General features: G+C 41.5%; 14 protein-coding genes and 1 other annotated feature. Of the genes, 2 read left to right on the forward strand and 12 right to left on the reverse strand.

All coding sequences use genetic code 11. The annotated features are described in order from the left end of the window. Window positions 1-54: 54 nt before the first annotated feature. From DFO73_RS25060 to DFO73_RS25075, 4 genes are all read right to left on the reverse strand, one after another. Complete coding sequence (locus DFO73_RS25060; RefSeq protein WP_142669546.1) at window positions 55-732, reverse strand: hypothetical protein; 678 nt, start codon at window positions 730-732, stop codon at window positions 55-57. 392 nt (window positions 733-1,124) lie between these two features. Then, window positions 1,125-2,834 carry a sensor domain-containing diguanylate cyclase gene (locus DFO73_RS25065; RefSeq protein ID WP_110067411.1) on the reverse strand — a complete coding sequence of 570 codons (1,710 nt, stop codon included), beginning with the start codon at window positions 2,832-2,834 and terminating at the stop codon, window positions 1,125-1,127. An 85-nt stretch (window positions 2,835-2,919) separates the two neighbouring features. Then, complete coding sequence (locus DFO73_RS25070; RefSeq protein ID WP_110067412.1) at window positions 2,920-4,236, reverse strand: bifunctional folylpolyglutamate synthase/dihydrofolate synthase; 1,317 nt, start codon at window positions 4,234-4,236, stop codon at window positions 2,920-2,922. A 70-nt stretch (window positions 4,237-4,306) separates the two neighbouring features. After that, entirely contained in the window at window positions 4,307-6,952 is a 2,646-nt protein-coding gene (locus tag DFO73_RS25075) for a valine--tRNA ligase (RefSeq protein WP_110067413.1), read from the reverse strand. A 212-nt stretch (window positions 6,953-7,164) separates the two neighbouring features. Continuing rightward, window positions 7,165-7,437 (reverse strand) — a binding site (T-box leader). 284 nt (window positions 7,438-7,721) lie between these two features. On the opposite strand from DFO73_RS25075, the gene DFO73_RS29530 reads away from it, so the two are divergent. Beyond that, entirely contained in the window at window positions 7,722-7,913 is a 192-nt protein-coding gene (locus DFO73_RS29530; protein WP_110067415.1) for a hypothetical protein, read from the forward strand. Between the two features lie 14 nt (window positions 7,914-7,927). Here DFO73_RS29530 and ysxE read toward each other — a convergent pair whose 3' ends face one another. The 8 genes from ysxE to hemA form a co-directional block, all read right to left on the reverse strand. Next, window positions 7,928-8,986, reverse strand: a complete 1,059-nt coding sequence (gene ysxE, locus DFO73_RS25090) for a spore coat protein YsxE (RefSeq protein WP_110067416.1) — start codon at window positions 8,984-8,986, stop codon at window positions 7,928-7,930. A gap of 355 nt (window positions 8,987-9,341) precedes the next feature. After that, window positions 9,342-10,553 (reverse strand): stage VI sporulation protein D, encoded by a 1,212-nt coding sequence (gene spoVID / locus DFO73_RS25095; RefSeq protein ID WP_110067417.1) that lies wholly within the window; start codon window positions 10,551-10,553, stop codon window positions 9,342-9,344. A 416-nt stretch (window positions 10,554-10,969) separates the two neighbouring features. Next, window positions 10,970-12,256, reverse strand: coding sequence for a glutamate-1-semialdehyde 2,1-aminomutase (gene hemL, locus DFO73_RS25100; protein ID WP_110067418.1), 1,287 nt, complete (start codon window positions 12,254-12,256; stop codon window positions 10,970-10,972). A gap of 30 nt (window positions 12,257-12,286) precedes the next feature. Further along, window positions 12,287-13,267: a porphobilinogen synthase gene (gene hemB, locus DFO73_RS25105; protein WP_110067419.1), complete on the reverse strand. Its 981-nt coding sequence runs from the start codon at window positions 13,265-13,267 to the stop codon at window positions 12,287-12,289. Continuing rightward, complete coding sequence (locus DFO73_RS25110) at window positions 13,267-14,058, reverse strand: uroporphyrinogen-III synthase (RefSeq protein ID WP_110067420.1); 792 nt, start codon at window positions 14,056-14,058, stop codon at window positions 13,267-13,269. Before DFO73_RS25110 ends, hemB begins: the two co-directional genes overlap by 1 nt. Continuing rightward, on the reverse strand, window positions 14,055-14,990 hold the full coding sequence (hemC, locus tag DFO73_RS25115; RefSeq protein ID WP_110067421.1) for a hydroxymethylbilane synthase: 936 nt from the start codon (window positions 14,988-14,990) through the stop codon (window positions 14,055-14,057). The genes DFO73_RS25110 and hemC overlap by 4 nt, the downstream gene beginning before the upstream one ends. A 50-nt stretch (window positions 14,991-15,040) precedes the next feature. After that, window positions 15,041-15,874, reverse strand: a complete 834-nt coding sequence (locus DFO73_RS25120) for a cytochrome c biogenesis protein (protein ID WP_110067422.1) — start codon at window positions 15,872-15,874, stop codon at window positions 15,041-15,043. A 14-nt stretch (window positions 15,875-15,888) separates the two neighbouring features. Further along, window positions 15,889-17,235 carry a glutamyl-tRNA reductase gene (gene hemA / locus DFO73_RS25125; protein ID WP_110067423.1) on the reverse strand — a complete coding sequence of 449 codons (1,347 nt, stop codon included), beginning with the start codon at window positions 17,233-17,235 and terminating at the stop codon, window positions 15,889-15,891. 315 nt (window positions 17,236-17,550) lie between these two features. Here hemA and DFO73_RS25130 point away from each other — a divergent pair, with 315 nt between their 5' ends. Further along, window positions 17,551-18,036, forward strand: coding sequence for a LiaI-LiaF-like domain-containing protein (locus DFO73_RS25130; RefSeq protein ID WP_110067424.1), 486 nt, complete (start codon window positions 17,551-17,553; stop codon window positions 18,034-18,036). Window positions 18,037-18,049: the final 13 nt, after the last annotated feature.

The following is an 18,049-nucleotide window of genomic DNA, read 5'->3' on the forward strand; positions in this document are numbered from 1 at the left end:
TGCTTGCAAACTGAAAGTCTCTCCTTTTGCCAACCACTTTAGATGGTAAAAATCCTAGATATCTTTTTTATTTCTTCGGCTTAAATATAACTCTTCTAAATCATCGAAATAAACCTGAATAGTTTTTTCTGTTTCAGCTTTCTTTTCAATCCCTTTAGTCATATCCTTAGGTAAATCTTCTAGGGACTCTTCTTCTGAAATTTGCCCGTGCTTATTTTCCTTGAACATTTCAATCCGGGCCTTCATCAGAAGTTCAGCATCATCTTCGATTTGCAAGGATGACAGTGCAGGAATTTCCTCCCCTGATGCTTCCGGTCGGCCTTCCTCTACACTATCATTTATATACATTGGTTCTATTATGTTTTCACTTTCATTATTGCCAGGTTCTTCAGCCGCCACTGCAGCCTCAGATTCCATAGGTGCGTTATCAATATTAGCCTCATTTAAAGGTTCCAATAAATCCATTACGTGATATTCAGCAACAGTTTCTGGTTCTCCCAGTTGTGTTTCCGGCTCATCTTTTTTCATATGTGGCATAACTGAGTCATTAGTATGATTTGAGCTGCCCATAGGGCCTGATGAATAAAATGTATCTAAAGTTTCGGACAGCTTGGTTTTTTCCATTAAATCAGCTATTGAAAAAAGAGGCTTCGTCTCAAAAATATCTTCCTCTTTTTCATCCTCAACAAAGAAAGAGTGAGTTTTCTTGAACAATAAAAAGGAAATTAACATTGCGAGTATAGCTTGAATCAGAAAAACGATCCAAATAGGATAAAAACCACTTCCCAATAAGCCTAATAAAGCCAGGAAAGCACTTACCATTACGATTGTTAACTTTCCTCCAATTGATAATCTCAAAGGAGTAATCAAAAGAATCGCACCAACTAAAAGAATCGATAGAATGAAGCTTATAGCCAATCCCAAATGAAAACCACCACCCTATTTTTCCAGATAACTCTGCAATTCTATTGTAAATGATTCCAGTAAGGAAGTACCATGAATTTCTTGTCTTTTTCACAAACTAATAGAACTTAGCTCCCTCAAAATTTCCTGTTTATTCCAGTATTTCAATTATTAATAATCCATGTAAAAATAAAAAACCCAAGAATTTGGGTTTCTTAAAACTACAGCCCTGCAACCCTATTTCTCCCTGCCTGTTTTGCTCCAACATACATTGCTCTGTCTGCACAGCGAATCAAGCCTAGAGAATCCTCTGCATCCATTGGAGCAGCAGCTACTCCAATAGATGCAGTAATTTGTACCGGTCTGTTATCATTATTTATTTTTAGATTATTTTTCAGATTAAAAGACCTGTCAGCAACAGCTTTCCGAACAAGCTCCGCCCATTTCAGCGCTTCATCTTTTTCAACGTCCGGCAACAGGACGACAAACTCTTCCCCTCCGTAACGGGCAACTGTCCCCTTCAATCCAATTAAACCCGTCAGCCTGTCAGCCAGCTCACAGAGAATTTCATTGCCGCTCTGGTGGCCGAATGTATCGTTAACTTGTTTAAAGTGATCAATATCGATTATTAATAGTGATAAGGATTTTCTTGCCCCCGTTTTAAGGTGAGCAAATTCTTCACTGAGCCTATTTTCAATATATCGATAGTTATATAAATGAGTTAGTGCGCACCTCTCACTTTTAGCCTTTGTTTCCTCATGGTATTTGGCATTTTCCACAGTGATAGCAAAATGTGAACACAGTATGTCTACTATCATCAATTGAGATTTTTCATAAGACCTCTTTTGTGTCGATGCCAGCAATAGTACACCGGTTACTTTATGGTTCCGCATAATCGGAACACATATTATGCTTTCGGTATCTTTAGGCATATAGCCCTTCGTAATCTTTCTCCATTCTTTTTTTGAATGAAACAGTGCGGCTTTCTTGGTGGCCCATACGAGCCCGCTAATGCCTTCGTTTTTTTTAAGGCTTTCTTTTTTCAGGCTCATTGTCTGGCCATGTTCCACCCGGTAGATTAAGTGCAATTCTTTATCATCTACTATGTCCAAAATATAGGCATAATCGACCGGCAGCATTTGACCTAATTTAGAAATAAAAAGTTCCATAATTTCATTGACATCAAGCCTCTCAGCCAATTGATGGCCAATTTCTGCAGCTTTTTGGAGGTAACTATTAACTTTTTCACTAGAATAATAGAGATTGAGAATGATTGAAAGGCTGACAAAGGGGACACCAACAAAAAGCAAAGCCAATAGTCCAACTTCCTGAAAAAGCATGTAGAGCACAAGGCCAATTGGAAAAGTAATCATGGTTGTTACAGTTTCCCATACAAAGTCTTTTCCAAAAAAAGAGCCCTTTCTGCCGTAGACAAGGTAAATAATAAGGCTTAGCAGCAGCTGGTTTAAAATGAAATGAACAGCAGGATAGGCTACAGCAACCCAGAAATATTCAGGATTGGCAATTAAATCAATCCCTGTTTTTCCGCCCAATGCATTATAAAGCAAACCGCTGACAAGCGATACAGCAAAAAACATTAAAGAGTTAAGCGGGAAACGGAAAAGCTGATCTTTTTGTATCTTAAGTTTGAATAGGAGAACAATAACCGCCAATTGTACCATAACCAATTCTGTGAAAAGGCCAAAAGATAAGAATACAGCCATGGAAACCCATTGAAGCAAAAAGACAGGTGTATTATTTACGACCATGGGCATAGCCGCCACAAATGACATCAAGATGAAAAAGGAAAAAACACTGACCCCTTGCCCTGACAAGCTTGGAGGATAGAAATAATAGGTTAGCCATAGTCCTGCCGGAAAGATTAAAAACCATATGATCCATATAACTTTTTTCATGCTAGAACTAACCATTATTTCCCCTCCTTTACCTCTCATCATATTAGGTAAATAGTTAGATTATACAATCATTTTAGCAACTTTTCAAAATTTTGTCACATTAGTAGGTTTCATTACCTATCAATTGCAAAAGGTAAGGTTTTGCTTCTGATAAAAAATAGAGTGATCCAGTAACAACCAAGATAGTGTCTTTTTCTGTTTCCTTCAGCTCATTCTCCAAAAGCTGTTCCCAATCTTTATTAAAATGCTTATTGTTGTGTGAGCTGATTTCATATAAATCTTCTGCAGCAGCTGCTCTTGGAAAATTAAATTCGGTGAAAGCAATTTTATCTGCAACTGAATCAAGATTGCCAATCATTTTATCAAGCTTTTTATCAGACAGGGCAGCAAAAACAAGGTTTTTCCGTTTTTCATGGAAACGGGCTGCCAATTCTTCTGACAGAGCAGCTATCCCTTCTTCATTGTGTGCTCCATCAATGACTACCAATGGGTTTTCAGAAATGATTTCGAATCTCCCCGGCCAGTATGCATTTTTCAACCCAGCCTTTATATGTATATCTTCTATTAGGAAAGAATAATAATTGTTTAAAAGCTCGGCCGCCATCACAGCAAGTGAAGCATTTTCTGTCTGATGCTTGCCTGCCATTCCAGTTTCAAGCCCTGAAAACTCCTGAAATACAGTCTTTAAGTTAAAGAATTCTCCTCTTGGCAAAGATTTATGTCCAGCAATGGTAAATTCATTCCCCAGCTGGTAAACCGGCGCTTTCATCTCAAAAGCTTTTTCTTGTATGACAGCCAAGGCTTCTTGCTGTTTTACGCCAGTAATAACATTTATACCAGGTTTAATGATTCCAGCTTTCTCAAAAGCTATTTTCTCATATGTATCCCCCAGGATGGCTGTGTGGTCAAGCCCAATACTCGATATGATAGATAAGACAGGATAAATGATATTAGTGGAATCGTATCTGCCCCCCAGCCCTACTTCAAACAAAACAATATCAGCAGGCTGGACATGCCCAAAATATTGAAATGACATAGCTGTAATAATTTCAAATTCGGTGGGACCCCCAAGTTCTGTCTTTTCTAGTTCTTCAGCCAAGGGATATATATCATTAGCGAGCCGAACGATCTCCTCATCCTTGATGGGGACACCATTAAGGGAAATTCGCTCATTGAATTGCTCGAAATAGGGTGATGTGAAAGTTCCAACAGAATAGCCCGCTTCCTGAAGAATCGATCTCAAAAATGTAACGGTTGACCCTTTGCCGTTGGTCCCGCCTATATGGACAGATTTAATTCTTCTCTCTGGATGTCCGAGTTTTTCCATCATCCATTCCATTCTTTGAAGCCCCGGCTTGATCCCTAGCCTTAATCTGGAATGAACCCAATTAAGTGTTTCTTCATAAGTCGAAAACATGCAAATGCACCTCCATAATACAGGAAGGAAGACGAATCCTATAAATGGACCCGCCTTCCGGATATATTAGTTATTCTCCTTTTAGCTCTTTAATCCGAGCTTCGACAGCTGCTCTCTTCTCACTGTAATCTTTTTCTTTTGCCTTTTCTTCTTCAATTACTTTTTCAGGCGCTTTTTTAATAAAGCCTTCATTTCCAAGTTTCTTTTGAACACGTTCTACTTCTTTGTTTAATTTATCCCATTCTTTTTGCAGGCGTGCAACTTCTTCCTCAATGTTAAGTAAGCCTTCAAGCGGAAGAATAATCTCTGCTCCGGTCACAACGGCTGTCATAGCCTTATCAGGTGTCTCAATCTCCAGAGCCAGTACGAGTTCTTCCGGATTACAGAAGCGCTCAATATAGGCGCGGTTATTTTCGAGAGTATTAAGAACTTCCTGATCCTTTGCTTTTACCATCATTTTAATCTTCTTGCTCATCGGCGTGTTCACTTCTGCACGGCTGTTCCGGACAGAGCGGATAATCTCTACAAGCAGCTTCATTTCATTTGCAGCCTGATTGTCGGTGTATTCTTCCTTAACAGCCGGCCACTGGGCTGTTGTAATAGATTCACCTGAATGCGGAAGGTTCTGCCAAATTTCCTCCGTTATAAATGGCATAAATGGATGAAGCAGGCGCATTGTGTTATCCAACACATATGCAAGAATGGAGCGTGTTGTTTTCTTGGCAGCTTCATCTTCGCCATATAGCGGAAGCTTTGCCATTTCGATATACCAATCGCAGAAGTCATCCCAGATAAAGTTGTAAAGCACGCGGCCAACTTCACCAAATTCATAGCGATCAGACAATCTTGTTACAGTTTCAATTGTTTCATTCAATCGGGTTAAAATCCATTTATCTGCTACAGTCTTTTCACCGCTTAAGTCAATCTCTTCATACTTTAACCCATCCATATTCATTAAAGCAAAACGGGAGGCGTTCCAGATTTTATTGGCGAAGTTCCATGTGGCTTCTACCTTTTCCATGCTGAATCGTAAATCCTGTCCCGGTGAGCTTCCTGTTGATAGGAAGTAACGAAGAGCATCGGCACCATATTGATCGATGACTTCCATAGGGTCTACACCATTTCCAAGAGACTTACTCATTTTCCGTCCCTGTGAATCACGAACAAGGCCGTGGATTAATACATCCTGGAATGGCCGCTGTCCGGTAAACTCGATTCCCTGAAAAATCATCCGTGATACCCAGAAGAAAATAATATCATAGCCTGTTACAAGTGCAGCGGTTGGATAGTATCTCTTGAAGTCGGCCGAGTCAGTTTCCGGCCAGCCCATTGTCGAAAATGGCCAAAGCGCTGAACTGAACCAAGTATCCAAGACATCTTTATCCTGTTCCCAGTTTTCAATATCTCCAGGTGCTTCGTGACCCACATATACCTCACCGGTTTCTTTATGGTACCAGGCAGGTATGCGGTGACCCCACCAAAGCTGGCGGGAAATACACCAGTCACGGATGTTTTCCATCCAGCGCAGATATGTTTTCTCAAATCGGTCAGGAACAAAGTTTACTTTTTCTTCTTTATTTTGAAGGGCAATCGCTTCATCAGCAAGCGGCTGCATTTTAACAAACCATTGTGTTGAAAGGTATGGCTCTACAACTGCACCACTTCGTTCGGAATGGCCAACAGAATGCATATGTTCTTCAATTTTGAAAAGAACTTCCTCTTCCTGAAGATCCTTTACGATTTGCTTGCGGCACTCAAAACGGTCCATCCCATGATACTTGCCTGCTTTGCTGTTCATCGTACCGTCTTCGTTCATAACTAGAATTCTTTCAAGATTATGGCGGTTTCCGATTTCAAAATCATTCGGATCGTGAGCAGGGGTAATTTTTACCGCACCTGAACCGAAATCCATTTCTACATAATCATCGGCAACAATCGGAATTTCACGGCCTGTAATTGGCAGCTTAACAGTTTTGCCGATTAAATGCTTATATCGGTCGTCTTCAGGATGTACAGCAACAGCTGTATCGCCAAGCATCGTCTCAGGGCGTGTTGTTGCAATTTCAATATGCCCTGATCCATCCGCCAGCGGGTATCTCATATGATAGAAGGCACCCTGGACATCTTTATAAATAACCTCTATATCTGAAAGAGCTGTTTTAGTGGAGGGGTCCCAGTTGATGATATATTCGCCGCGGTAAATTAACCCTTTATTATACAGTGAAACAAAAACTTCTCTTACCGCTTTTGACAGGCCTTCATCAAGGGTAAAACGTTCCCGGCTATAATCCAGGCCCAACCCAAGCTTGGACCATTGCTGACGGATATGGCTTGCATACTCTTCTTTCCATTTCCAGGTTTCTTCTACGAACTTCTCCCGGCCAAGGTCATAACGGCTTTTGCCTTCACTGCGAAGTTTTTCTTCTACTTTGGCCTGAGTGGCAATACCTGCATGATCCATCCCCGGAAGCCATAAGACATCATAGCCTTGCATACGCTTCATTCGTGTAAGAATATCCTGAAGTGTAGTGTCCCATGCATGGCCTAGGTGGAGCTTTCCTGTTACGTTTGGCGGTGGAATAACAATTGTGTAAGGCTGCTTCTCAGCATCGTCCTTCGCCTCAAAAAATTTGCCCTCCAGCCACCAGTCATATCGTCCTTTTTCAATCGACTGCGGATCATACTTAGTCGGCATTGATAATTCATTATTATCCATTTGCATTCTTCCTTTCTAAAAAGCAAAAATAACTCTGTTAAATTAGCCTGTTGACTTCCGCTCCAGGCACTCAGCGAACCACGGACGGTCCGGGAGCCTCCTCGGTGGAGCCGGGCTTGAAGGGTCTCCTGTTGACACGCTCCAATCAGCAGGGTGCTTATAAGAACCATAAGCTTTAACACAGCCTAAAAATAAAAAAACTCCAATCGCCATAAAAGGACGAATGGAGTTTGCTTCGCGGTACCACCTTTTTTTCAATCTGCTAAGGAAAATACAGATGCCCACTGGCATTCAGAATTCCCTTAAAGGATTGACTCTTAAACAGATAACGGATTTCCCGTCTTTCACTACTTGGATGATAGATCCTTTCGCAAAAGATGCTCGAGGGCGACCTTCCAACGGTTCTGCCTGGAAAACCTTTCAGCTATTGGTCTTCCTCTCTAAAGGCAAAGGGCCATCGTACTCTTCCCTGTCTTAGCAACGATATACATTTTTATATATAAGATATACTACCGAAAAAAGGCTGTTATAGTCAATAAGGATAACCGAGTTTTTTATATATTATACGTTTTTCATTTAGAGGTGAGGCATAAAATGAAATTAGGCAACAGGTGATTTAGGTTGAAAGCAACGCGATTGATGCGTAATATGATCTGGTCCTTCATTTACTGAAGCTGAAGCTGCTCCCATTTGAAAATTAGGCACTTTACCGCTGGAAGAATCATAGGATAGAAATAAATAAGGATATTCTGGAAAGGGGCATGCAAAGTTGAGAAGAAAATATAACCCTTATACACTGCCTCCCTGGTTAAGAACTTTTAGAAATGTGTGTGCACAGTTCATTATTCCATTTTGTGTTTTTCAGGGCATAAGAACAATACTTTTGCCCACTACCTTCGATGTGCTCTTGCTATCGATTTTTATCCTTACAGCGATTGCCTTCCACCTGGAAATAATTTAGGAGCCCAAGTCGTGTCAGCTTTGGGCTCCTTCTTGCTGCTGTGCTTCAGCAGCTGCTTTTGCCTCTTGTTTTTGGCGTTCAATTTCATCTATTCTCATTGCTACATATTCGGTGTTTTTCAATAGCCAATACTGCCTTTGCAGATGCTGGACAGCCTTTCTTTCCCCCCTATTATGTTCTCCTTTATGATATTGTTCAGCCGCCCTTATAATGGAACCAGGATGGGCAAAATAGCTTTGGAACAGCAGCATTTCATCTTCCTTAAAAGGGAAATATTTTAAGTACGTGTATATCCAATCCACACTTTCATCCGATCTCTTTGGAAAGCTTTTCAAGGTCCGCGATAAAAATGGCAGCAAATCATGGAGTGGGGAACCTTGCCTTGCATTTTCAAAATTCATAAAGTATCCATATCCTTTATCGTCATATAAAAAATGTTCAGTGGAGACTTTACCATGTATGATAACAGTCCGGGCTTTATCACTGTCTTTCGTTTTTTCGTACCAATCCTTTAATTTATTTGTTGAGAACTTTAAAGCCTGGCTGACATCATGATAATAAAGTGAGAACAATAGCTCAAAGGGCGACATATACTCTTTCCTCTCACACGATTCAATAAAGCCATCCAAAAATTCTTTCTCTTTCTCCCACTCCTGCAATGTTCTTTCATAATGTTCCGTTCGATCTTCCTTTTTGATGGGAACTTCACGGGCTGACAGAGTATGAAGGCGGGCCAGCTCCCTAAGCATCTGCTGATGGCGTTCAAACCGGTCCTCTTTCTCTTCATTTGCCAGCCACGGCATCAAATAAAAAAGCTCATTTTGATGAAGGACTGCATATCTGCCATCAACAGTTGGATAAATGGGAACGATTCGATTATAGCCTTTTTGGTAAAGGGCCTGGACATGCCGGATAAAATCCGCCCCCTGCTGAGGCTTAATTTTTTTCAAAGCAAAAACACCTTTATTGCTGTAAATCTTTTGGACTCTCCCAAACTCCTCCACAAAATGCGGCTCTAATGAATAATGCTTTAAAATGGGAGAGGCTTTACGCAGCCGATTTTTTTCTTCCACGTTAACCACTCGCTTTCCAGATGGGGCTTGATTGTAATTAGGAGCAGCTTTACTCTCTGGCCTTTTCCTAAGAGCCTGATGCACTCCCAGATTTATCGCCGTTTCTCGGGGTCTTTCTCTTGAGATATTGCGTCATTCTTCTCCTTTGACGCCACTTCTTTGGATCTTTTCCTGAGATATAATATTATTCCTCTCTTTTGGCGCCACTTCTCGGAAATCTCGCCTGAGATATTGGGTCATTCCCCCTTTACGCATTTCTTCAGACTTTTTTTAAAAAATGTTTTTCATGCCCACATTTCTCAAGAAATGAAAAGAGCTGAGCGGGTTATCACTACCTGCTCAGCTTGTTAACCATTTAATGGGCTACCGCAACAGGAATGTACAGCACTTGCCCTTCATAAATATCCTGATTTATTTCCAGGTGATTCACCCTTAATAATTGCTGGGCAGGAATATCATACCTTTCAGCAATTGCATCGATTGTATCTCCATTCTGCACAATGCAGACCTTCAGCTTTACATGTTCTTCTTCCTCTTCTTTGCGGGCAAAGAATTCAGTTAAAGACATACTTTTCTTTTTCGAAAATTTCTTCTTTTTGGCTTCCTGTTCAGAAGATGATGATGATTCTTCCTCCTCGGGACTTTCCTGTACAGCCATTTCTTCAGGCTTCTTTTCATAGGAAGGGCTATCCGATTCTAATGCTTCCGTCATTTGATAGATTTCCTGTGCTGAAGGTGGCGCTTCCTCACTCCGCTGGGAAGCAAATGAAATTTCTGGTGTAGATTCTGCAGGCTGTTCTTCTTTTTTCTCCAGTATTTCTTCAGTTGCTGCTGGAGCTTCCTGCTGCTCTACTTCAGTTTCAGGCTGTTTCCTTGCCTCTGCCTCAAATGGTACAAATACCTCTTCAGGCTCAGCCTGTTCCTCTTGGTCTTCCTCTATCCTATTCTCTTCCACTGCAAAATCGGAAACCGGCTCAGCATTTTCGTCCTCATGTTCTTTTTCCTGATAGGCTGAGCATTCCTCCTGGTTTACCGCCTCTTTCTCAGTCTCCTCAACAGCAGCTGTTGATCTCTGAAGCGGCTCAAGCTGTTCGACTTCAACTTCCTCCTGCCATTCCTGAACAGGTATATGCTGCTGATCGCCATATAATCCGGTGATCGTTAAATTGGCTGTCAATTTCATGCAGCTTCTTTCCGGCAGAACATAATCAAAAGATTCTACCGCTACGTCAATATCATAAATGCTTTGGATCCTATTATTTGGGATTGTAATATCGACGGGAAAATAGTGTTTAAATTCGCAGGTCCCCTCTTCTCTTTCCTCAACTGCCTGAACGAATTTGGCTCCTGCAAAAACCTCTTCATCACCGGCTGCTTCTGCATCACTCCGTTTATACTCACCTGCTAGTTCAAGCGCTCCCTGAATCGTTACATATTGATCGCTTTCCTGAATAGTTATATTGGGATCTAACGAAATTGAAATCAGTTCTGATACTTCCTGTCCTTTTTGAAACCAGACCGATTCTTCTAAAGAAAATCGTAAGCACGATGGATTCCCCTGAGACAAAGCGACTCCTCCCTTCAAATCTTCACGTTTAATCACTATGTCATTAACAATCCTATGAGAGTTATATATACTTTATGATTAGAAAATAAAGCTCAGAAAGATTCTTTACTTATTGAGCTTTCTATCCTAGTTAAGATAAGGCTTTGTAACTTTGAGGTATTGATTTCAGCTGCACTCAGCGAACCGCGGGCTTCCGCCGCTCCTCGGCGTTCTACGCCTGCGGGGTCTCCCTAGGTACGCTTTTCCCGCAGGACTTTGCGTAAACCACTTTGAATAAACACCGCACGAAGAAAATGCGAATGCATTTTTGAGGGATCTATCGTCTTCCGCTCCAATCAACACAGTGCTAAATCAACGATTAGCTTTTAACACAGGGACAAAAAAACACCCATCAAATTGATGAGTGTTAAATCGTTTTATTTTAATTTGGAAAATGCCTTTTCAGCAGCCTCTACCGTCTTTTCAATATCTTCATCTGTATGCGCAGTTGAGAGGAAAAGACCTTCAAATTGGGATGGGGGAAGGAAGACACCCTGATTTGCCATTTCCCTGTAGTATTCTGCAAAGTATTCCAGATTGGATGTTTTTGCTTTTTCATAGTTAATAACATCTTCATTCGTAAAGAAGAAACCGATCATAGACCCGGCACGATTAATTGTATGCGGGATATCATATTTTTCTGCGGCAGCTTTTAAGCCCTCTTCCAGCCTGTCTGCCTTCCGTTCAAACTCTTTATACGAATCAGGAGTAAGCTGGCTTAATGTCTCAAAGCCGGCTGTCATCGCAAGTGGATTACCGGATAACGTGCCAGCCTGGTAAATTGGACCGCTCGGTGCAATTTGCTTCATGATTTCAGCTTTACCGCCGTATGCACCGACAGGCAGGCCTCCACCAATAACCTTGCCCAAACATGTAATATCCGGTGTTACATTGAAGTAACCCTGGGCACAATTGTAACCAACACGGAAACCGGTCATAACTTCATCAAAGATCAGCAAAGAACCATTTTGCTCAGTGATCTCTCTCAAGCCTTCAAGGAAGCCAGGCTGAGGAGGAACTACGCCCATATTCCCTGCAACAGGCTCAACAATGACTCCTGCAATATCATCACCGTATTGTTCAAAAGCATAACGGACGCTTTCAAGGTCATTATAAGGAACAGTAATTGTATTTTTGGCAATACCTTCAGGAACTCCAGGACTGTCTGGAAGTCCAAGTGTTGCTACACCAGAACCCGCTTTTATTAGCAGGGAGTCCCCGTGGCCATGATAGCAGCCTTCAAACTTCATGATCTTATTTCGGCCTGTATAGCCTCGGGCTAATCGCAATGCACTCATTGTTGCTTCTGTACCTGATGAAACCATGCGCACCACTTCGATGGATGGCACACGTTCAATGACCAGCTTAGCAAGTTCATTTTCAATTTCAGTCGGTGCACCGAAGCTCGTCCCCATTTCGGCAACCTTTTTAATTGACTCGACAACACGGTCGTTTGTATGGCCCAGGATTAAAGGCCCCCAGGATAAAACATAATCAATGTATTCATTGCCATCAATATCATAGATTTTGGACCCTTTTCCCCGTTCCATGAAAATCGGATCCATATTGACAGATTTAAAGGCACGGACAGGGGAGTTAACTCCTCCAGGCATCAATTTGCTTGCTTCTTTAAAAGCTTCAATAGATTTTTCGTAAGAGCGCATGTCATCCCTCTTTTCGTTTTATAGGTAAGATTATTGTTGTTCCTTAATCCATCTCGCTGCATCTTTTGCATGATAGGTAATAATTAAATCACAACCGGCCCGCTTCATGCCAGTTAGCATTTCCATTACAATTTTTTCTTCATCGATCCAGCCATTTTGGGCTGCAGCTTTAACCATGGAATATTCACCGCTCACATTGTATATGACAATCGGCAGGTTAATGTTATTTTTTACATCACGGACAATATCAAGGTACGGCATACCTGGTTTTACTATAAGGAAGTCCGCACCCTCCATTAAATCAGACTCTGCTTCACGCATTGCTTCCATCCGATTGGCTGGATCCATCTGGTATGCTTTACGGTCGCCGAATTGCGGAGTGCTGTCAGCTGCGTCCCGGAAAGGGCCGTAAAATGCAGATGCATATTTTACAGCATAAGACATAACCGGAATATTTTCAAAGCCCGCTTCATCAAGCCCAGCCCGTATGGCAGCTGTAAAACCGTCCATCATATTTGAAGGTGCAATTATATCTGCTCCCGCTTTCGCCTGGCTGATGGCAGTCTGTACAAGCAATTCAAGTGATGCGTCATTCAGCACTTCCCCATTTTCAATCAGTCCGCAATGGCCATGATCCGTATATTCGCAAAGACATGTATCAGCAATGACGATCACTTCAGGAAACTTGGATTTAATAAATCTTGTTGCTTCCTGGACGATGCCATGTTCATGATAGGCCTGCTGCCCGCATGCATCCTTTTCTTGGGGAATTCCAAATAATAAAACTGATTTAATTCCAAGAGAAACCACTTCATTCATTTCTTCTTCCAAATGGTCGAGTGAAAGATTGTAAATTCCCGGCATAGAAGAAATTTCTCTTTTGATATCATTTCCCTCAGCTACGAAGATTGGGTAAATTAAATCCTCTGTACGCAAAAAGTTTTCGCGTACAAGCGCTCTCATGTTTGGGCTTTGGCGAAGCCGTCTATGCCTTGTAAAGTGTAGATCCATTAATTTTCCCTCCTGGTATTTGTTTTCAAATAGGCTATAATACTTTTAAGCATGCTATATACGGTATACTCTTCCGGAACAGCATGGACCTGCAAACCGTAGGCTTCTGCTCTTTCTTTTGTTACAGGGCCAATACAGCTGATCAAGCTGCCCTTTATAGAATCTAGATATCCAAGTTCCTTTATGGCCCCCATGAAATGATCCACAGTTGAAGGGCTTGTAAAAGTCAGGATATCTATCCCTTTCCCGGAAAGCTGCTTTTTTAACAAGTCAATGCTTTCTTCTGGAAAAAAGGTCTTATAAACGATGATTTCATCTACCTCGGCGCCTTTTTCAGAAAGGGCTGCGGCAATATAGTCCCTTGCCAGATTTCCTTTGGGAATCAACACCTTGGTTCCTTTTTCAACGAATGGCAAAAAATCCTCAACAAATCCCTCTGCAACAAATTCCCGGGGTATAAAGTCCGCTTTAATCCCTTTATCCGCAAGGCATTTTCGCGTCTTTTCACCGATAACTGCGATTTTCGGAATAATTTTATTGAAATTCATTTTGTAATTCTCAAAGAAAGCTTCAACAGCTGTTTTACTTGTGAAGATTACCCAGTCATAAGTATGGATACGCTTTCGCGCTGCAGAAAAAACTTCCGGGTTCCTTATAGGCATAAAAGCAATCAGGGGGATCTCCACTGGTATCCCCCCATAGTTTTTAACAAGCTTTGAATAGGCCTGAGCCTGTTTTTTCCCTCTTGGCACCAAAACAGTCATGCCTTTTAAAGGGGAGGAAAGGGTCATTGCCCGTCAAGCTCCTCTTTTACCTGGTCAATCAGTTCTTTAGCTCCCTGTTCAGTTAACTTCTCAGCCATTTTAATCCCGACCTCTTCTGGATTTGTACCTGTTAACGCTTCCTTATAAATGACTTTTCCGTCAGGTGAACCGACAAGGCCAGTTAATTCAATTTCACCTGTCTCATTAAGTGTGGCATATCCTGCAATCGGCACCTGGCAGCCGCCCTCCATTTTATGAAGAAACGCCCGCTCTGCCCTAACAGTTTGATTTGTCTTACGGCATGTGAATTTGTCCAGCAACGCAAGAAGCTCTTCATCGCTTTCGCGGCACTCAATGGAGAGCGCGCCCTGGCCAACAGCCGGCACGCAGACTTCAGGCTCCAAAAATTCTGTCACAACATCAGAAGCCCAGCCCATTCTGGACAGTCCAGCCGCTGCGAGAATTATCGCGTCATACTCTTCCGATTCGAGCTTTGCTAATCTTGTATCTATATTTCCTCTAATCCATTTAATCTCCAAATCAGGGCGCTGGGCTAAAATTTGTGCTCCCCTGCGCAAACTGCTTGTTCCAATAACGGAACCGGCTTTTAAGTCACTGAGCTTAACATGCCCTTTTGATATTAGCGCATCACGATGGTCTTCCCTTTCAGGAATGCTGCCAATCACAAGGCCTTCAGGCAGGACAGCAGGCATATCCTTCATGCTATGTACAGCCATATCAATTTCTTTATCAAACATAGCCTGCTCGATTTCTTTTACAAATAATCCTTTGCCTCCTACCTTGGAAAGTGTTACATCAAGAATTTTATCTCCCTTTGTCACGATTTCCTTCACTTCAAACTCAAAGGAAGGATCGATGCTTTTCAATTGATTGATCACCCATTTTGTTTGGGTTAGGGCTAGCTTGCTTCGTCGTGAACCAACAATAATTTTTCTCATGACAGCCTCCTACAATTGTCCAACTGCCTGTAAGCTGTGGCCGCTGGGCTTTATGAATACCAAAAATGGAAAGATGAAAGCTTTCCAAACAAAAAGAAATTAATTAATACAATTAAAAAAGATGCTATATTCCATAATGCCAAAGATTTGCCGTATAAACCTTTCCCAACTTTCATGTAGAGATAGATACTGTATAAAGCAAGGACAATGAACGACCCGATAACTTTCGAATCGAACCAAACCATATCAGGCACTTTGAGATAAGCCCACTGTATACCTAAAATTAGGCTTATCATCAGCATAGGTACACCAATAACGTTTAATACATATGACAAATGTTCAAGCTTTGATAAATCCGTTATCCGCAGCAATCTGGTTCCCCATTTTTTCCTTTTAAGCAAATCATATTGAATTAAATATAGTAATGAAAAAACAAAGGAGAGAGAAAAAGCCCCATAAGAAAGAATCGCAACGGTTATATGGATCAGCAGAAGTTCTGAAATAAGCTGCTGCGCCTTTACAGCCGAATCAATCTGAACGGGTGCGAATGTATGGATGGCCATAATAATAAAGCCGAGAACATTTGTAAAAAAGACGATAAAGTCGACCCTGAGAAGCCGGTTAATCCCCAGTGAAAGAGTGATAAGAACCCAAGCATAGAAATAAAGGCCCTCAAAAATCGTCAGTACCGGGAACCTGCCTGTATTTATCATATATAGAACAAGAAATACGGTCTGCAATACCCAAACAAATGCAAGTAACCAGAAGGCAATTCGGTTCGCCTTCCGGTTATGATGAAGAAAATCGATAAAATATAAAAGGACACATAAGGCATACAGAACCACCGTAAATTCATGCAGCCGTGTCATATAGATGTCAAACATGGACAGAACCCCTCTTATGATTGAAAGGAAGCCTGCGGTGATTGAGCGATAGCGTGTTTAGGTTTGGCTGCGTACACGTTCTGCTGCTCTGAAACAAGTTCTTCTATATTAAAGATTTTTACAAATAAATCTAATGCCTGTTCGGAATCTTTCTGTCCAGCCATTTCTTTAGCTTGTAAAATAGGATCTTTTAATAGCTGATTGATGATGCTCTTTGTATGCTTGTTCAACACCTTTTTATCACGATCACTCAAGTGAGGCAGCTTTCTTTCAATGCTTGTCATGGTTTCACTCTGTATAGCCAGTGCTTTCTCACGCAATGCAGAAATAACCGGAACAACTCCAAGCAAATTCAGCCATTGTTTGAAGTCAACAATTTCTCCCTCAACCATCAGCTGAATTTTTTCTGCTGCCTTTTTCCGCTCCTGAAGGTTCGATTCGACAATTCCCTCAAGATCATCAATATCATATAGGAAAATGCTGTCCAATTCAGCCAGCTTTGGGTCCAAATCCCGCGGTACGGCAATATCCACCATAAACAGAGGCTTGCCTTTGCGCTTTTTTTCCACGTTAGCCATCATGTCCTTAGTAATAACAAACTCTTTGGCTCCAGTTGAACTAATCAAAATATCAGCATCCATAAGGGAGCTTTGCAGCTCATCCAGTGTCTTTGCTTCACCGGCATAACGGCTTGCAAGATCCTGAGCTTTTACATAAGTGCGGTTAATGACCGTTACTTTGCTCGCTCCATTAGCATGAAGGTTCTGGATTGCAAGCTCTCCCATTTTGCCAGCACCTAAAATAAGGACATGCTTATTTTCAAGCGTACCGAATATTTTTTTAGCCAGTTCTACGGCTGCGTAGCTGACAGAAACAGCATTGGCACCTATTTCAGTTTCCGAATGTGCACGCTTCGCAAGAGTTACCGCCTGCTTAAACAGGTGGTTGAATACCGTACCAGTCGTATTTTCTGATTGAGCCTCCAGAAAGCTTGACCGCACCTGTCCCAAAATTTGTGTTTCTCCAAGAATCATGGAATTCAGTCCGCATGAAACTTTAAATAAATGCTCTATTGCCCCATCCTCTTCATAGATAAACAGGAAAGGAGAAAATTCGCTTTGATCCATATTAAAATGCTCTGCCAGAAATTCCTTTATATAATAACGGCCAGTATGAAGCTGGTCCACCACCGCATAAATTTCGGTCCGATTGCATGTAGACAGAATAACATTCTCTAAGATGCTCTTTTTATCATTCAATGTCTTCATAGCATCGCCCAATTGTGAAGAATTAAAGGTTAGACGCTCACGAATTTCAACAGGGGCAGTTTTATAATTTAGACCGACGACCAAGATATGCATTTGAAATTGACACCCCCAGATAAATTGCATAGTTCTCTAAGATAATTATATCACTTCTATTTATTTAATTTAATGCTAAAATGTGAACAGAAATTGAACACATATGTTAATATGTTTTAGACAGGAAAAGTATAATCCGTCCGCTTATCGGCTTATGATCTCAAGCCGTGGCGCTTGAAGCTAGACAGCAGGCTACTAAAAAGATATAAAAATTATATTTAATAACTTACCTATGAAATAGACAAATACTCCCTTAAGTACATTAACAAAAAAACTTGCCAGATTCAAGTGAACCTTATTGGAAGTGGTGTTTTAATGAAAAATCAGCGTTTTTTTCCGGGAATAATCTTGATCGGCTTTGGAGCCTACTTTTTTCTGCAGCAAACAAACTTCAGTCCCTTACAGCCGTTTTATACTTGGCCTACTCTTCTTTTGATCGTCGGAGGCGGCTTTTTATTTCAGGCTTATGGCGCCAGAGACTATGAGGCAATTCTGCCAGGTGTGATTTTGGCCGGATTCGGCCTGCACTTCCATGTTGTGAACCGCCTTGAAATATGGCCCGATCACATAGGAACTTTTATTCTGATCATCGCACTAGGTTTCCTTCTTCGCCACCAAAAGACAGGCACTGGCTTGTTCCAGGGCATCTTATTTTTAATTCTTGCCGCCATGCTGCTTTTTTATGACAGAGTCATTGAATGGATGGGACTTCTGGAAAATGGCGTATCCAGCGCCTGGCGCTTCTGGCCGATTCTCTTAATGCTAATCGGATTCTATTTCTTAATAGCAAAGAAAAAATAGAAAAGACAGGGGA

Source organism: Cytobacillus oceanisediminis, from assembly GCF_003182355.1.
GTDB classification, from domain to species: domain Bacteria; phylum Bacillota; class Bacilli; order Bacillales; family Cytobacillaceae; genus Cytobacillus; species Cytobacillus oceanisediminis_A.

Excerpts from the sequence above, each read along its gene's own strand:
- DFO73_RS25060 (WP_142669546.1), bottom strand. The coding sequence starts at position 732 with ATGTTAATTTCCTTTTTATTGTTCAAGAAAACTCACTCTTTCTTTGTT.
- DFO73_RS25065 (WP_110067411.1), bottom strand. The coding sequence starts at position 2,834 with ATGGTTAGTTCTAGCATGAAAAAAGTTATATGGATCATATGGTTTTTA.
- DFO73_RS25070 (WP_110067412.1), bottom strand. The coding sequence starts at position 4,236 with ATGTTTTCGACTTATGAAGAAACACTTAATTGGGTTCATTCCAGATTA.
- DFO73_RS25075 (WP_110067413.1), bottom strand. The coding sequence starts at position 6,952 with ATGGATAATAATGAATTATCAATGCCGACTAAGTATGATCCGCAGTCG.
- hemL (WP_110067418.1), bottom strand. The coding sequence starts at position 12,256 with ATGCGCTCTTACGAAAAATCTATTGAAGCTTTTAAAGAAGCAAGCAAA.
- hemB (WP_110067419.1), bottom strand. The coding sequence starts at position 13,267 with ATGGATCTACACTTTACAAGGCATAGACGGCTTCGCCAAAGCCCAAAC.
- DFO73_RS25110 (WP_110067420.1), bottom strand. The coding sequence starts at position 14,058 with ATGACCCTTTCCTCCCCTTTAAAAGGCATGACTGTTTTGGTGCCAAGA.
- hemC (WP_110067421.1), bottom strand. The coding sequence starts at position 14,990 with ATGAGAAAAATTATTGTTGGTTCACGACGAAGCAAGCTAGCCCTAACC.
- DFO73_RS25120 (WP_110067422.1), bottom strand. The coding sequence starts at position 15,874 with ATGTTTGACATCTATATGACACGGCTGCATGAATTTACGGTGGTTCTG.
- hemA (WP_110067423.1), bottom strand. The coding sequence starts at position 17,235 with ATGCATATCTTGGTCGTCGGTCTAAATTATAAAACTGCCCCTGTTGAA.
- DFO73_RS25130 (WP_110067424.1), top strand. The coding sequence starts at position 17,551 with ATGAAAAATCAGCGTTTTTTTCCGGGAATAATCTTGATCGGCTTTGGA.